The organism is Methylobacterium sp. Leaf118 (assembly GCF_920984675.1).
Classification (GTDB): domain Bacteria; phylum Pseudomonadota; class Alphaproteobacteria; order Rhizobiales; family Beijerinckiaceae; genus Methylobacterium.
In genome coordinates, this window is the sequence record NZ_CAKLBV010000055.1 from 1 (window position 1) to 15,033 (window position 15,033).

General features: G+C 70.2%; 13 protein-coding genes and 1 pseudogene. 8 read left to right on the forward strand and 6 right to left on the reverse strand.

What is annotated here, in order from left to right:
- From LW587_RS18760 to LW587_RS18770, 3 genes and pseudogenes are all read right to left on the reverse strand, one after another.
- Positions 1-284, reverse strand: a pseudogene (locus LW587_RS18760) (polysaccharide biosynthesis/export family protein); the annotation flags it as partial.
- A gap of 176 nt (positions 285-460) precedes the next feature.
- Entirely contained in the window at positions 461-1,984 is a 1,524-nt protein-coding gene (locus LW587_RS18765; protein ID WP_232631115.1) for an LTA synthase family protein, read from the reverse strand.
- Positions 1,985-1,994: 10 nt separating this feature from the next.
- The gene (locus LW587_RS18770; protein ID WP_232631116.1) at positions 1,995-3,935 is read right to left on the reverse strand and encodes a capsular polysaccharide export protein, LipB/KpsS family; all 1,941 of its coding nucleotides are present in this window, start codon (positions 3,933-3,935) and stop codon (positions 1,995-1,997) included.
- A gap of 344 nt (positions 3,936-4,279) precedes the next feature.
- On the opposite strand from LW587_RS18770, the gene LW587_RS18775 reads away from it, so the two are divergent.
- The 3 genes from LW587_RS18775 to LW587_RS18785 all read left to right on the forward strand — a co-directional run bounded on the left by LW587_RS18775 (position 4,280) and on the right by LW587_RS18785 (position 7,341).
- Positions 4,280-5,587: a capsule biosynthesis protein gene (locus LW587_RS18775; RefSeq protein WP_232631117.1), complete on the forward strand. Its 1,308-nt coding sequence runs from the start codon at positions 4,280-4,282 to the stop codon at positions 5,585-5,587.
- A gap of 129 nt (positions 5,588-5,716) precedes the next feature.
- Positions 5,717-6,484, forward strand: coding sequence for an SDR family NAD(P)-dependent oxidoreductase (locus tag LW587_RS18780; RefSeq protein ID WP_232631118.1), 768 nt, complete (start codon positions 5,717-5,719; stop codon positions 6,482-6,484).
- A complete protein-coding gene (locus LW587_RS18785; RefSeq protein ID WP_232631119.1) occupies positions 6,481-7,341 on the forward strand; it encodes a formyltransferase family protein in 861 nt (286 codons plus the stop codon). Before LW587_RS18780 ends, LW587_RS18785 begins: the two co-directional genes overlap by 4 nt.
- A 3-nt stretch (positions 7,342-7,344) precedes the next feature.
- On the opposite strand, the gene LW587_RS18790 is transcribed toward LW587_RS18785, so the two are convergent.
- Positions 7,345-8,625, reverse strand: a complete 1,281-nt coding sequence (locus tag LW587_RS18790; protein ID WP_232631120.1) for an O-acetylhomoserine aminocarboxypropyltransferase — start codon at positions 8,623-8,625, stop codon at positions 7,345-7,347.
- A 349-nt stretch (positions 8,626-8,974) separates the two neighbouring features.
- Here LW587_RS18790 and petA point away from each other — a divergent pair, with 349 nt between their 5' ends.
- The 4 genes from petA (at position 8,975) to LW587_RS18810 (ending at position 12,949) form a co-directional block, all read left to right on the forward strand.
- Complete coding sequence (gene petA / locus LW587_RS18795; protein ID WP_232631121.1) at positions 8,975-9,541, forward strand: ubiquinol-cytochrome c reductase iron-sulfur subunit; 567 nt, start codon at positions 8,975-8,977, stop codon at positions 9,539-9,541.
- A 31-nt stretch (positions 9,542-9,572) separates the two neighbouring features.
- Positions 9,573-10,865 (forward strand): cytochrome b, encoded by a 1,293-nt coding sequence (locus LW587_RS18800; protein ID WP_232631122.1) that lies wholly within the window; start codon positions 9,573-9,575, stop codon positions 10,863-10,865.
- Positions 10,866-10,885: 20 nt separating this feature from the next.
- The gene (locus LW587_RS18805; protein WP_232631123.1) at positions 10,886-11,779 is read left to right on the forward strand and encodes a cytochrome c1; all 894 of its coding nucleotides are present in this window, start codon (positions 10,886-10,888) and stop codon (positions 11,777-11,779) included.
- 294 nt (positions 11,780-12,073) lie between these two features.
- Positions 12,074-12,949: an S-methyl-5'-thioadenosine phosphorylase gene (locus LW587_RS18810; protein WP_232631124.1), complete on the forward strand. Its 876-nt coding sequence runs from the start codon at positions 12,074-12,076 to the stop codon at positions 12,947-12,949.
- 94 nt (positions 12,950-13,043) lie between these two features.
- Here the strand turns inward: LW587_RS18810 and LW587_RS18815 are convergent, their stop codons facing one another.
- Positions 13,044-13,307, reverse strand: a complete 264-nt coding sequence (locus tag LW587_RS18815) for a YARHG domain-containing protein (RefSeq protein WP_232631125.1) — start codon at positions 13,305-13,307, stop codon at positions 13,044-13,046.
- Between the two features lie 34 nt (positions 13,308-13,341).
- The gene (locus LW587_RS18820) at positions 13,342-14,247 is read right to left on the reverse strand and encodes a metallophosphoesterase (protein ID WP_232631126.1); all 906 of its coding nucleotides are present in this window, start codon (positions 14,245-14,247) and stop codon (positions 13,342-13,344) included.
- A 191-nt stretch (positions 14,248-14,438) separates the two neighbouring features.
- Here LW587_RS18820 and hisB point away from each other — a divergent pair, with 191 nt between their 5' ends.
- Positions 14,439-15,026 carry an imidazoleglycerol-phosphate dehydratase HisB gene (gene hisB / locus LW587_RS18825; RefSeq protein ID WP_232631127.1) on the forward strand — a complete coding sequence of 196 codons (588 nt, stop codon included), beginning with the start codon at positions 14,439-14,441 and terminating at the stop codon, positions 15,024-15,026.
- The last annotated feature ends 7 nt before the right edge of the window (positions 15,027-15,033 follow it).

A 15,033-nucleotide genomic window follows, 5' to 3' on the forward strand; every position in this document is an offset into this window, starting at 1 on the left:
GCCTCCCAGATCTGCACCGCCACCGCGTCGCCCACGCCGATCAGCGGCTCGGCCGCCGGACGGTTGTCGCCGAAGGTGACCAGAAGGCTGTCCAGCGGGCGGGTGCGCAGGGCCTCGACCACGGCCGGATCGATGTCGATGATCTCGTAGCGGGCAAACACCCCCTCGACGGTGGCGATGTCCGCCCCCCCCTCGATCTCCCGCGCCGTCGGACCCGCCGCTGGAAGCACCGAGCACCCCGACACCGCCAGTGCGGTGAGGGCGGCGACGACGGTCGCACGCATCATGGGCTTCTCCAACGGATTCGGGATGGACCAGCTGCCCGGACCCGGACAGACCACCGTAGCTCGGGTGTGATGACGAACCATGAACGAGGATCTCGACCAGCCGCGGAGGGAGCCGCGGGGACGCCACCGGGCGCCGAGCGCTCCATCAGCAATGCGTCACGACCGTGGCACGGTCACGCTTGGGTGCTTAATCCCGCACGATTTACCGTGACTGCGTCGCGCAGGAGACAGCCAAGCTGTGCCGCCGTCAGGTCGGCCCGCCTGGGGGCCGTTCCGGCCGGCGCGGGGAAGCGGAAGACGGCGTAGTCGGTCTCGACCGGCCCCTCCGGGCGCGGGCGGCATTCGGGAAGCGAGGGCGCGTGGTCGCCGAAGACGCAGAGGGTCGCCCGCCGCCCCCGCAGCCCCTCGATCAGTCGCTCGACGGCGCGTCCCGATCCGGCGACGTGGTGGAGATACTGCGCCAGGGGCGTCGCGATCCCGGGCAGCCGGCCGGGCTTCCAGGGCCCGTGGTTCTCCATGGTGACGGCGAAGACGAAGCGGCGCCCTCCGCCCGCAACCTCCGCCAGGATGCGCTCGGCCACCGCCTCGTCGCTCACATAGGGCCCGATCCGGGGCGCCCCGGCGAAATCCGCCTCCGTGACGAGGCGGTCGAAGCCGAGGCGGCGGAACACCCGGGTCCGGTCGAAGAAGTCCGGGTGGAAGGGATGTACGAACAGGGTGGCGAAGCCGGCAGCGCGGGCGCGGCGGGCGAGACTCGTCGGCTCGTCGCCGCCCCGGGCGAGGTAGGGGTCGTAGCGGCCGAAGCCGAGGCTCTCCGGCTCGCATCCGGTCAGGACCGCATGCTCGGCCCGCATCGTGTAGGCGCCGTGGGCCGGCACCGCGAGGCGCCCGTATTGCGCGGCCTCCCTCCGGACGCGCTCCAGCGCCGGCAGGGGCGGCCCGCCGAGCCGGACGGGATCGAGGAAGGATTCGATCTGGACGACGACGACGATCTCGTCGCCGCGCCCCTCGGAGATCGGAGCGGAGAACCGTGCCGCATCGCCTCCGGAATCTCCTTGGGTGTCCCCCCCGGCGGTCGCCGCTCCGGCCTCGTCGCGACGGCGTAGGGCATAGCCCATCATGGTGGCGGCGATGCCGGCGCGGGCCACGTCGCCGGACAGGTCGGGGCGGGGAAACCGCCGGGCGATCCAGACGCGGCCCGGCGGCGTCCGGGTCGCGAGGACGAGGGTGGCCAAGGCGACGGGCAGCCCCAGGATCGCCGCGATGCGCGCCCCCGCGCTCTCGGGAAGCGCGGCGGGCTCGATCGCGTACCAGGCCGCCACGGCCGCGATCCCGAGGAGCAGCGGCCCGGCCATGCGCGGATCGGTGAGCGAGCGGGTGTAGTAGAGCTCGGGATGGCGCGGCACCTGGGCGAGCAGAGCGAGGTCGCTGAAGACCGGCGGCTCGCCGATCACCCGGCGCTTCAGCCGATCGACCGCGGCCAGGATCGCGAAGGTGAGCAGGCAGGAGGCGCAGGCGAGCCAGGGCCGCCAGGAGAACTGGAACCAGAACAGCGTCACCAGCGCGTAGCCGAGGCCGCGCAAGGCAAGGTTCCCGGGCCGCAGGCTTGGCGCGCGCGCGCCGGTCGCCGCCTCGATCGCGAAGGCGCCGGCGAGCGCCACGGCGAGGGGCGCGAGAAGCGTCGCGTCGATCGTCACCGCCGCGGCCTCATCGCCCGGGGCCGACGCCGCGGCGGGCCCGAAGGCGGCGCAGCAGCGGGTTGATGAGCGCGTAGCGGGCCCGCATCACGGCATGCTGCACCGATCCGAGGGCGAGCGCCGAGGGCGGCGCGGCGGCCCGGGCTGCGCTCAGCCGGTCGAGCAACTGCTCCGGCGTGCAGGGCTTCATCGCCACCGGGTCGAGATAGGACGGGTAGAGGATGAGCGCGCCGGCCACCAAGGCGTCGAGGGCGAGCCGCCGACCCCGATCCGCTCCGGGCGCGAGATCCTCGGTCAGGCCCCAGCCGGCGTAGAACGGACGGCCGTGGGTGGCGACGGTGAGCCCGCGGATCAGCGCCTCGAACCCCGCGAGCGAGGTCATGGTCTCGACGTGATGCACCCGGTCGAGCAGGTCGACGATCGACCGGCCGGCCACGATCCGGTCGGCGAGCGCCCGCGCCTCGGCCTCGGGAATCGCCCCGGGCCGGAAACCGGCCTCCACGTCCGGGTGCGGCTTGTAGAGCAGCACGGCGTCCGGGTTGCGGGCACGGGCCGCCCGCAGGAGCGCGAGGTTGCCGCGCACCTCGGCCGATCCGGTCAGGACCGAAGCGTCGTCCTCGACCTGCCCGGGCACCAGCACGATCCGCCGGTCGGGGGGGAAGGCGTCGTCGGTGGCGCTCAGGCCGACATTGTACTTGCTCAGCCGCCGGGCCACGATCGCGCTCCGCAGGGCGGCGGCCCGGGCGAGCAACTCCGGAGGGAACGGGCTTTCCCGGAGGAGGAGCGCGAGCCGGCTCTCGACCCGCGGATCGTAGTAGATGCCGCGATCGTCGACTACGATCGAGGCGCCGGGCTGGAGGCTCGCCCCGAGCCCGACCGAGCGCAGGAAGCCGTCCTCGATGCGCGCGAAGGGCAGAGCCGCCTCGACGCAGAGACGCGGCAGATGATCGGGGCAGCGGGTCGCCCAGGCCTGCACGGCGCCGCCATGGCGACGGGCGAGCGCCACCGCCTCCTCGGCCTTCATGGTGTGGAGTGGCCGGCCCGCCGGCCCCGCCGCGAAGGTGTCCAGCGCCCGGCGCTTCCAGCCCGAGACGCCGACCAGGACCACGCGGCGGTCGTTCTGGCGAAAGCGGTCGCGCAGCCATCCCACCCGCTCGACCGCCTCGATCAGCGGGATCGGCTGCCGGGTCCAGGGATCGAAGGCGTGCACCCCCGGTCCGAAGCACAGAGCCAGGAAACCCGCGGCCTCCGCGGGGGGCGGATCCGCGGTCGGATCGCTGCACAGTACGGACGCGCCCAGAGCCCGCGCCTCCCAACCGGCCGCCCAGGACGCCACATGGATCCGCGCGGCGAGGGGAACGAGCCGCGCCGGATCGGTCGGATCGGGCAGGGACACCAACCGGGGGCTCGCCGGCAGGCGCGCGGCAGGACAGCCCTCGGGCCCGGCGGCGACGAAATGCTCGGACGGGAAGCGGGCGAGGAGCTGCGACAGGAAGCGGGCGACCGCCCGCGGCGAGGCGGCGAGAGCCGGGTCGATCAGGGCCAGCGACGGGCGCGGCGCGGCGGCAAAGATCGCCTCGCTGTCCGAGGCTAGTGGAAAGCGGTTGAAGCCGCTGAGCCCGGCCTCGCACAGGGCCTCGGCCAAGCCGGGGGGCGGCGCGCCGCCGCCGATCGGCTCGCCGGCATAAGTCAGGCGCAGGCTGGCGAAGCCGGTCTCGGGCGAATCGTAGGGGCTGAGCAGAGGACCCGGCGACACCCGCAGCACGGGCGCCGGGCGCGGGGAGGGGCCAGGGGTCCAGAGTGCCGGGGCGCCGGCGCGGTCCAGGCGCAGCCGCCGGCCCGTGGCCGCCTCGATCTCGGCGCGCAGGCGACGCAGCGTCCGGCCCAGCGGCAGGAAGGAGTCGGGCAGGGCACAGGTCCCGCGCGACTCGGAAGGGGACAGGTCGGCCATGGCAGCGCCGCCATAGCCTAACGCAGGGGCCGGCCCAAGCGCGACGACGGGGACCCTGTCCCGAAGCGGAGCACCTCATGCCCGGCGGCGGCGCCCGGCCGTCATAAAAACAACGGGGATCTCGGGGATGACGGCGAAGCTCGCCCGCGACGACACAACGGAGCCGTATTCGTGCACCAGACCGGCCTCGCTGGGGCCGCAACCTGTGGCGCCCCGGCAACGGAGACCATCAATCGTGTCGAGCGCCCCGTGCCGCGATTGCGGATTGCGGGGACATCATGCGACGGAATCGGTCAGGACGCCGTCACCCCGCCGCCTCGCGATCAGGGACCTCGCGCCTCGGAATGACGCAGCCACGCGCAGACGCTCCACGCAGTGACTCCGTCACGTTCCTGTTCCTGCAGGGCATCGCGTCGCCGTTCTTCTCCGTCCTCGGCCAGGCGCTCCGCGACCGGGGCCACAAGGTCCGCCGAATCAATTTCTCGGCTGGCGACTGGCTGTTCTGGCGACTCCCATCCGACAATTATCGCGGCCGCCGTGAGGGCTGGGAAGCCTATCTCGAGAGCTACATCCGCACGCACGACGTCACCGATATCGTGCTGTTCGGCGATTGCCGGCCCTACCATCAGGCAGCCATCCTCACCGCCAAGCCGATGGGCGTGCGCATCCACGTGTTCGAGGAGGGCTATATCCGCCCCTTCTGGATCACCTGCGAGCAGGGCGGCGTGAACGGCAATTCCTCGCTGCCCAAGAGCGCCGAGGAAATCCGGGAGATCGCGCGGCGGCTGCCGCAGGCGGGGCGGGCGATGCCGCTGACCGGCGACATGGCCCGGCGCAGTCTCTGGGACATCGGCTTCAACATCGCCAATATCGGCTTCCCGTATCTCTATCCCGGCTTTCGGACCCACCGCCCGAACCACATCGCGGCGGAGTACGGCGGCTGGATCAAGAAGTTCATCCGCCGCAAGAACACCCGCCGCGAAGTGGCCCGCGTCGACGAGATCTACAAAGCCATCAACGCCGACTACTTCCTGTTGCCGCTCCAGCTCGACAGCGATTACCAGATCCGCGTCCACTCGCCGTTCATGGGCGTCGAGGGCTTCATGGACCGGGTCATCGCATCCTTTGCCCGGCATTCGAGCGCGCCGACGCGCATGCTGGTGAAGCTGCACCCCCTGGACAGCGGCATCATGAACTGGCGCAAGCGCGCCCGCCAATCGGCCAAGCGCCATGGCTGCAACGACCGGCTCGACTTCATCGACGGGGGCGACCTGCAAAAGCTCATCGACGGAAGCCGCGGCGTCGTGCTCGTGAACTCCACGGTAGGCATGCTCGCCCTGGAGCGCGGCCGGCCGACCCTCGCCTTCGGGCAGGCGATCTACAACATGCCGGGCCTGACCCATCAGGGCGACATCGACACCTTCTGGCGCGATCCCTGCCCGCCGGAGCCGACGCTGATGGAGGATTTCCGCCGGGTCGTCATGCATCGCACCCAGATCAACGGCGGCTACTTCTCGCCCTCGGCCATCGAGCGGGCGGTCGCCGGGGCGGTGCCACGCCTGGAGGCGGCCCTGCCGCCGGCCGCTCTTGCGGCCGCGCGCGATCTGCGCGAGGGCCGGGAGCCCGACGGCCGGCTCTCGCCGGCCTACTGACCCTCCGTCCCGCCCTGTCCCCCGCCTGAGGGTCTGCGAAGCGGGACGGCGTGCGCCGTCCGATTCGTCGAGCCGGCTTCCGAGGTGATCGTGCCGGCGGTCGCACCCCGAACATCGTCCCCGGGACCCATGCCCGTCATTCTCATCACCGGCGCGTCCAGCGGCATCGGCGCCGCTCTGGCCCGATTCTACGCCGCACCCGGCACCGACCTCGTCCTCACGGCCCGCGACGCGGACCGGCTCGAGGCCGTGGCGGCAGCCTGCCGTGGGACGGGGGCCGGCGTGCGCACCCACCGGGTCGATGTGCGCGCGCGCGGACCGGTCGGCGATTGGCTCCGCTCGCTCGATGGGGAGACGCCCCTCGATCTCGTCATCGTCAATGCCGCCGTGAACGGCGGCCATCCGGAGGGCGGCCTGGAGACCGAGGCGACCGCTTTCGAAACCGCCGACATCAATCTTGGCGGCGCCCTCAACGTCCTTCTGCCGGTCGTGACCCTGATGAGCGGCCGCGGGCGCGGCCAGATCGCCCTGGTCTCGTCGCTTGCGGCCTACGCGCCGCTGCCCGACGCGCCGGCCTATAGCGGCGCCAAGGCGGCGTTGCTCGCGCACGGTCTCGCGCTCCGGGCGAAGCTCAAGCCCCTCGGCGTCCGCCTGAGCGTGGTCACGCCGGGCTATGTGAAGACTCCGATGGGCGGCGTCATCAAGGGATGGCGCCCCTTGGAGATGAGCGCCGACGAAGCCGCCCGGCGCATCGCCCGGGGCCTCGCACATGATCGCGACGTGATCGCCTTCCCCTGGCTGCTCGCCGCGCTCGCCCGGGGGGCGCTGCTGGTGCCCGAATCGGTGCGCGGCCTCGCCCTGTACGGGTTCCGCTTCCGCAATCGGCCCCGGCGATGAGCGCGGGACCGCGCCTCGCCCTGTTCACCCTGGAGGCGCTGCCCAACGCCCGCGCGGTGCGCCGCCTCGTCGCCGACAACGCCGAACGCATCGCGTTCGTCGGGCTCTCGAATGCCGAGCGACCGGCGACCGGCGGGCTCGTCGGTCAGGTTCGGCGCCATCTCGCCCGCTCGGGACCCGGTCTCCTGCCCTACCTCGTGGTCAATTTCGGCCTGCCCGACCTGACCCGCCTCGCTGCGCCCCTGACGCAACCCCTGTCGGGGTGCCGCGATAGCGCCGAGGCGACCCCGCTGGCGCGCCTGTGCCGCCGGCTCGGCATCCCGGTGCTCACCGTCGACGATGTGAATGGCGCGGCGGTGGCGCAGGCCTTCGCGGCGCATGCGCCGGACCTGACCGTCGCCTTCCATTTCGACCAGATCTTCGCGGAGGCGACGCTGGCGCGGGCGCCCCTCGGCGGCCTCAACCTGCATCCGAGCCTGCTGCCGCATCATCGCGGACCGACCCCGACGATTCACGCGCTCGCCGACGGGGGAGGGGGCTTCGGGGTCACCATCCATCGGCTCGCGGCGGCCATCGATGCCGGCGCGATCCTGGCGCAGGAGGCGGTGACGCTCCCGGAGGGCACGACGGCGACGCGCGCGGCGCGGCTGCTGCACGAGCGCGGGCGCGTCCTGCTCGAATCGGTGCTGGCGCGGATCGGGCGCGAGCGCGCGATCCCCCTCGGGCGCAACGTGCCGCTGCTGCCCTATCGGGGCTTCCCGGACCGGGCGCTCCTGGCGCGGATGCGCCGCGAGGGGCGGCGCCTCACGGATGCGGCGGACCTCGTCGACGCGTTGCGCCTCTCGGCGCGACGCTGAGGCTCAGGCCCGCAAGGCGGCGTCGAGGTCGTCGATCAGGTCCTGCGGATCCTCGATGCCGATCGAGAGGCGCACCACCTCCGGCCCGGCGCCGGCCGCCCGCTTCTGGTCGTCGGAGAGCTGGCGGTGCGTCGTCGAGGCCGGGTGGATCACCAGGGAGCGGGTGTCGCCGATATTGGCCAGATGGCTGAACAGCTGCAGGCCGGAGACAAGCTTCACGCCCGCCTCGTAGCCACCCTTGAGGCCGAAGGTGAACACGGCGCCCGCGCCCTTCGGCGTGTAGCGCTTCGCCAGCGCGTGGTACTTGTCGGTCTCGAGGCCCGGATAGCTCACCCATTCGACCCGGTCGTGGCCGCTGAGGAAGGTCGCGACCTCGAGCGCGTTGTCGGAATGGCGCTGCATGCGCAGCGGCAGGGTCTCGATGCCGTTGAGGATCAGGAAGGCGTTGAACGGCGAGAGCGCTGGGCCGAGATCGCGCAGGCTGAGGACGCGCACGGCGATGGCGAAGCCGAAATTGCCGAAGGTCTCGGCCAGGACCATGCCGGCATATTCGGGCCGCGGCTGCGACAGCATCGGATAGCGCGCATCGCCCTGCCACTGGAACGTGCCGCCGTCGACGATGAGGCCGCCGATGGAATTGCCGTGGCCGCCCAGGAACTTGGTCGCCGAGTGGACGACGATGTCGGCGCCATGCTCGAACGGCCTGATCAGATACGGCGTCGCCATCGTGTTGTCGACGATAAGCGGGATGTTGTGGCGTTTGGCGATCACGCTCAGCGCCGCGATATCGGTGATGACGCCACCGGGATTGGCGATCGACTCACAGAAAATCGCCTTGGTGCGCGGGGTGATGGCGCGCTCGAACGAATCCGGATCGTCGGTATCGGCCCAGACCACCTGCCAGCCGAAGTTCTTGTAGGAATGGTTGAATTGGTTGATCGAGCCGCCATAGAGCTTGTTGGCCGCGATGAACTCGTCGCCCGGCTGCATCAGGGCATGCATCGTCAGAAATTCGGCGGCGTGGCCCGAGGCCACGGCGAGTGCCGCCGTTCCGCCTTCGAGGGCGGCGATGCGCTCTTCCAGCACCGCGTTGGTCGGGTTGGTGATGCGGGTGTAGATGTTGCCGAACGCCTGGAGCCCGAACAGCGAGGCGGCGTGGTCCACGTCGTCGAAGACGAAGCTCGTCGTCTGGTAGATCGGCGTCGCCCGCGCGCCCGTGGCCGGGTCGGGGGTCGCACCCGCGTGGATCGCGAGGGTGTTGAAGCCGGGCTGACGGTCGGTCATCACGAAAACTCCTGGTGACCTGCCGTGTACGCCCCGCCTCCCGGGCGGTGCAAGCACCCGAACCGCGGTGCGGCACCGTCCTGACGAACCCGGGGGATCGTTGCCGCACCGCACAGCCGGAAAAGCGGGGCAGTCTAGACATGTTCGCATCTGCCATGTCAGAGAGCGCGCCAGGGAGAAGGCGAGCGGTCCGGTGACCCCGGGTCGCATTGATCGCCGTCGAGCGATGGTGTCTGCCATCGCATCGGATTTCGAATTCGACAGCCTCCAAAGTCGGGCGGGCCCCTCCTCTAGGGTCCCGGCACGGCTCACCGGGGCTCGGCGCGCAGGCTGACGGGAGAGTTGCACCTTGGCGGACACGACGGTCACGCACGCAACCGCAGGGCCCGAGGGCACCAAGCGCGATTTCCTCTTTCTCGCCACAGGGGCGGGGCTCGCCGTGGGGACCGCTGCCGTGGCGTGGCCCTTCGTCGCCTCCATGGCTCCGGACGCCGCCACCATCGCGGCGGGCGCACCGCTCGACGTTGACCTCACGCCGATCCAGGACGGCCAGATCGTCAACGTGTTCTGGCGCGGCAAGCTCATCTTCGTGCGCAAGCTCACGGAGAAGGAGATCGCCGACATGAAGGCGATTCCGCTCTCCCAGATGATCGACCCGGCGCCCTTCAGCGACCGGGTGAAGGCCGGCCACGACCAGTGGCTCGTGGCTTACGGCAACTGCACCCATCTCGGCTGCGTGCCGATTTCCAGTTCCGGCAATTTCGAGGGGTGGGCCTGCCCCTGCCACGGCTCGCAATTCGACGCGGTCGGTCGCGTGCGCCGTGGGCCCGCGCCGATCAACCTGCCGATTCCGCCCTACGCCTTCGAGAGCGACACCAAGCTCAAGATCGGCGAAGAGGGCGGCAAGGCGGCCTAAAGGACACGAGAAGCCGGAGCGGGCACCCCCGATGAGCAGCGCACACGCGACCTCGACCTACGTTCCCAAGAGCCGCCTCGCGAAGTGGTTCGAGTCCCGCCTGCCGCTCGTTGGGCTGGTGCACTCGTCCTTCGTCGCCTTCCCGGTTCCGCGTAACCTCAATTACTTCTGGACCTTCGGCGCGATCCTGATCGCTTTCCTCGGCATCCAGATCATCACCGGCGTCTGGCTGGCGATGCACTATGATCCGAATGCGAGCAACGCCTTCGAGAGCGTCGAGCACATCATGCGCGACGTGAACTACGGTTGGCTGCTGCGCTACGCGCACGCCAACGGCGCGTCGATGTTCTTCGTAGCGGTCTACGTCCACATTTTCCGCAATCTCTATTACGGGTCCTACAAGGCCCCGCGTGAGGTGCTCTATCTGCTCGGCGTCATCATCTACCTCCTGATGATGGCCACGGCCTTCCTCGGCTACACCCTGCCGTGGGGCCAGATGAGCTTCTGGGGCGCCACCGTCATCACCAACATCCTGGCGGCGATCCCGATCGTCGGCGACACGATCCAGAGCCTGCTCTGGGGCGGCTACTCGGTCGGCAACCCGACCATCAACCGCTTCTTCTCGCTGCACTTCCTGTTGCCGTGGATGATCGCCGGCGTCGTCGTCCTCCACGTCTGGGCCCTGCACGTGACGGGCCAGAACAACCCGGCCGGCATCCCGATCAAGTCGAGCAAGGACGCCGTGCCCTTCACCCCCTACGCGACCGTCAAGGACGTGTTCGCCGTGGTGGTGTTCATGATCCTGTTCGCGTGGTTCATCTTCTACCAGCCGAACTATCTCGGCCACGCCGACAACTATGTCCCGGCCAACCCCTCGGTGACGCCCGCCCACATCGTGCCGGAATGGTACTTCCTGCCCTTCTACGCGATCCTGCGCGCGGTGCCGGACAAGCTCGGTGGCGTCATCTTGATGTTCGGCGCGGTGATCATCCTCGCCTTCGCGCCCTGGCTCGACACCTCGCGGGTCCGCTCCTGCAACTATCGGCCGGTCTACCGGGTGTTCTTCTGGGTGTTCGCCGTCAACGCCGTCATTCTCGGCTGGCTCGGCGCCAAGCCCCCGGAAGGCGGCTACGTGATCGCCTCGCAGATCTGCACCGTCTACTACTTCGCCCACTTCCTGATCGTGATGCCGCTGGTCGGCCTGTTCGAAACGCCGGACCGCCTGCCGGGCTCGATCCTGGAGACCGTGACGGGACCGGGCAAGCAGGTGAGCGGATCGGGCATGCCCGCGGGCGCGGCGGCCGAACCGGCCAAGCGCGGCTGAGGGGTTTGAGGGGACAAGCCATGCGTATCGCACTCCTCGCCGCCGCGGGTTTCCTCGCGGCCACCCTCGGCTCGGCGGGCGTCCGTGCGGATGACGGGCACGCGCCCCATCCGCCCCGTGAGAGTTGGAGCTTCGCCGGCGTGTTCGGCCGCTTCGATCAGGCCCAGCTCCAGCGCGGCTTCCAGGTCTACAAGGAAGTCTGCTCCAACTGTCACTCCATGCGCCTGGTGGCCTTCCGCAACCTTGCCGAAGAGGGCGGTCCGGGCTTCACCGCGGGTCAGGTCAAGGCGCTCGCCGAGACCTACACCGTCAAGGAGCTGGATGATGCGGGCGCCGAGAAGGAGCGTCCGGCCCGCCCGGCCGACCGATTCCCGTCGCCCTTCCCCAACGACAAGGCGGCCGCCGCGGCCAACGGGGGCAAGGCGCCGCCGGACTTCTCGGTGCTGGCCAAGGCCCGCACCTACGAGCGCGGCTTCCCGTGGTTCGTGTCCGATGCGCTGCCGTTCACCGGCTATTCGGAGCAGGGCGTCGACTACATCCACGCGCTCATGACCGGCTACGAGGAGCCCCCGAAGGGCTTCGAGATGCCGGGCAGCGGCTACTACAACAAGTACTATCCCGGCCACGTGATCGCGATGCCGAACCCGCTCAGCGAGGGGCAGATCACCTACGCCAAGAATGAGCAGGGCCAGCCGGTCGTGCCCGAGACCGTGGAACAGTACTCGCACGACGTCGCAGCCTTCATGGCCTGGGCGGCCGAGCCGCACATGATGGCCCGCAAGGCCCTCGGCCTGCGCGTGATCCTGTTTCTGATCCTTCTGGCGGGGCTGCTCTACTACGTGAAGAAGCAGATCTGGAAGAAGATCGGCGGCGAAGTCCACGGCCTGCAGCCGGAATTGCACAAGACCTACTGACCGGCCTCTGTGCCCGTCTTCGAGAACCACCAAACGGGCCCCTCGCGGGCCCGTTTGCTTGCCCGGGAGGCGGTGGAGTAAGGATGACCCGCCGCCGGACGCGTCGTCGTCCGGGCGAGCGAAGAAACGTCATGAGACAGCGCCAGACTGTTCGTCGCCGGAGCCCGCACCGCTCCGGCGCGTGGCGTCGCGACGACCGGCGCATCGGCATGGATCCGGGCGCCGGGAGCCCGGGGGGGCGCGTCATCGGGCAAGCAACGATCAAGAACCCCAACAGCACAAGGGTATGACCGCATGACGGCAGCGATTCTCGGCGTGATCGGCGGCTCGGGCGTTTACGACCTCCCCGGTCTGGAGGATGTCCGCGAGGAGGCGATGTCCTCGCCCTGGGGCGAACCTTCCGACGCGCTGCGCATCGGCCGGATCGGCGAGACGACCGTGGTGTTCCTGGCCCGGCACGGGCGCGGGCACCGCTTCTCGCCCTCCGGCATCAACTATCGCGCCAATATCGACATCCTGAAGCGGGCGGGCGTCACCGACATCGTCTCGCTCTCCGCCTGCGGTTCATTCCGCAACGAGCTGCATCCCGGGCTGTTCGTGCTCGTCGATCAGTTCATCGACCGGACCGTCGCGCGCGAGACCTCGTTCTTCGGCAATGGCTGCGTCGCCCACGTGCCCTTCGCCCACCCGGTCGGCCCGCTTCTGCAGAAGCGCATCGCCGCCGCGGCGGAGGCCGAGGGAATCACGGTCCACAAGGGCGGCACCTATGTCTGCATGGAAGGGCCGCAATTCTCGTCGCTCGCCGAATCGAAGTCCTACAAGGCGGCGAATTACGACGTGATCGGCATGACCAACCTGCCCGAGGCCAAGCTCGCCCGGGAAGCCGAGATCACCTACGCGACCATCGCCATGGTGACGGATTACGATTGCTGGCATCCGAATCACGACAGCGTGGACGTGGCCTCGGTGATCGCGGTCGCCCGCGCCAACGCCGCTCGGGCGGCCCAGCTCGTCGCCCGCGTCGCCCGGGATTTCCCCGCCGAGCGCGAGGATTGCCCGGCGGGCTCGCACCGGGCCCTCGACGGCGCCATCATGACCGCGCCGGCCCACCGCGACCCCGAATGGGTGGCCAAGCTCGACGCGGTCGCCGGACGGGTGCTGGAAGCCTGAGCCGAGGACGATCGCCGGCGTCGTCGCGAGACGCGCCGGCGCTCTCGTGGCCCGGATGCCGGAGGGGCGCCGCGCGCGGATCGCGGCGTAGAGGCTACCGCGCGCAGCCGTTCTCGCGCTCCTGCCGCTGGATGTCGGCGACGGTCGCGCGCTGGCGGGCCGAGAGGGGCACGTCGGCGAGGTCGTCGTACTTGCATCCAGCGTTGCCGAAGGCGCGGATCGCCCGCTCGGTGCGGAAGCAGTAGCCGGCGTCCTTGTAGATCGCGTTGCGCTCGCCCCACAGCTCGTCGCAGGGGAACGCCGCGGCAGCCGGCGTCGTCACGGAGAAGAGGGCGAGGAGAAGGGCGAGGCGTCGCATCGGGTCGGGCTCCGGTCCGCGTGCGGGAATCGGTTCAGGCCGCCGGCAGGGGAAGCGAGCGGCTCGGCTCGCGGTCGAAGCCGCGGATCTCCATCCTATCGCGCGAAATCTCGACGATGGCGAAGGCCGAGCGGTCGGGCGTGTCCACCATCCCCCGGAAATTGACGTAGTGGGTGCCCCCGGCCTCGGCGTAGTTGCCGGCGTGGTTGTGCCCGTTGAAGTAGCCGATCACGTGCGGGGCGCCGCCGAGCAGCGCGACGATCCGCTCCGAATCCCACAGGTTGTGCTGATTTTCGGGCAGGACCGGATAATGATTGAGCACCACGACCCGCTCCCCCGCCCCGCGGGCCGCCGCGAGGACGCGCTCGAGCCAGGCGAACTGATCGTCGCCGAGCGAGCCGTTCCAGGGCTTGGCATGGGGCCGGTTGGCGGCCTTCACCGCGTCGAGCCGCGCCTGCGCGAGGTCGCGGCGCGGATCGCCGGCCGGGGGGCCGAACAGCGACACGTCGTTGCCGTCGAGGACGACGAAGCGCAGCCCGTACTGGGCGAAGTCGTAGAAGGGGGCGGGCATCCCCAGGAGGCCCAGGACCCGGCCCCGATGCGCGGGCGGAAGGTCGACATCGTGATTGCCGAGCACGAACCGCGTCTCATGGCGCAGGCTGCGGTAGATCGGCAGGATGCGGTCGTAGCTCGCCGCGTCGCGGTCGATCACGTCGCCGAGGGTGACGACGAAGCGCAGATCGTGCTGGTTCAGCGCGTCCACCGCCGCGCGCATCTTGTCGAGGCTGTGGGCGTAATAGCGCCCGAGCGCCAGATTGGGCGCCGCCTCGGCGTATTGCGGGTCCGCGATCACGCCGAAGCGCAACGGCGCCTGCGCGGCCTGCACGGGTCTTGCGAGAAGCGCGGCGCTGCCGGCAAGGACGGAACGGCGAGAGAGCATGGCGGGCACCGCGATCGAGGGATCCTGCCCGCAACGCTCGCGCCTTCGCGTGAAAGAGCGATGACGGGCGCCGGATTCGGGGGCGGCTCCCAGTCCGATCCCCTTTCCCCGGATGGCGGAACCACACTACAAGGCGGGCGCGGACCGAACCGACGATCCGCCCATGTGTCAGGGTTCCAGTCGCCAATCCGATGCGTAACGCCAGCATCAGCCGCCGCACGGCGGAGACCGACGTGTCCGTGTCGCTCGATCTCGACGGCACCGGCAAGGCCGTGATCGCCACCGGGGTCGGTTTCCTCGACCATATGCTGGAGCTGTTCGCGCGCCACGCTTTGTTCGATGCCGAGATCCGGGTCACGGGCGACCTGCATGTCGACCAGCACCACACTACCGAGGATGCCGGCATCGCCCTGGGGCAAGCCTTCGCCCGGGCGCTCGGGGACAAGCGCGGGATCGCGCGCTACGCCGACATCCACCTGCCGATGGACGAGACCCTGAGCCGGGTGGCGATCGACATTTCCGGCCGCCCGTTTCTCGTTTTCCGCACCACCTTCCGCGTCGAGAAGATCGGCCAGTTCGACACGGAGCTGGTGCGCGAGTTCTTCCAGGCCTTCGCGATGAATGCGGGCATCACGCTCCACGTCGAGACACTCTACGGGGAGAACGCCCACCACGTCGCCGAGAGCCTGTTCAAGGGGTTGGCCCGCGCCTTGCGCAAGGCCGTCGCCATCGACCCCCGCGAGGACGGGCGCGTTCCCTCCACCAAGGGCTCGCTGTGAGGAACGC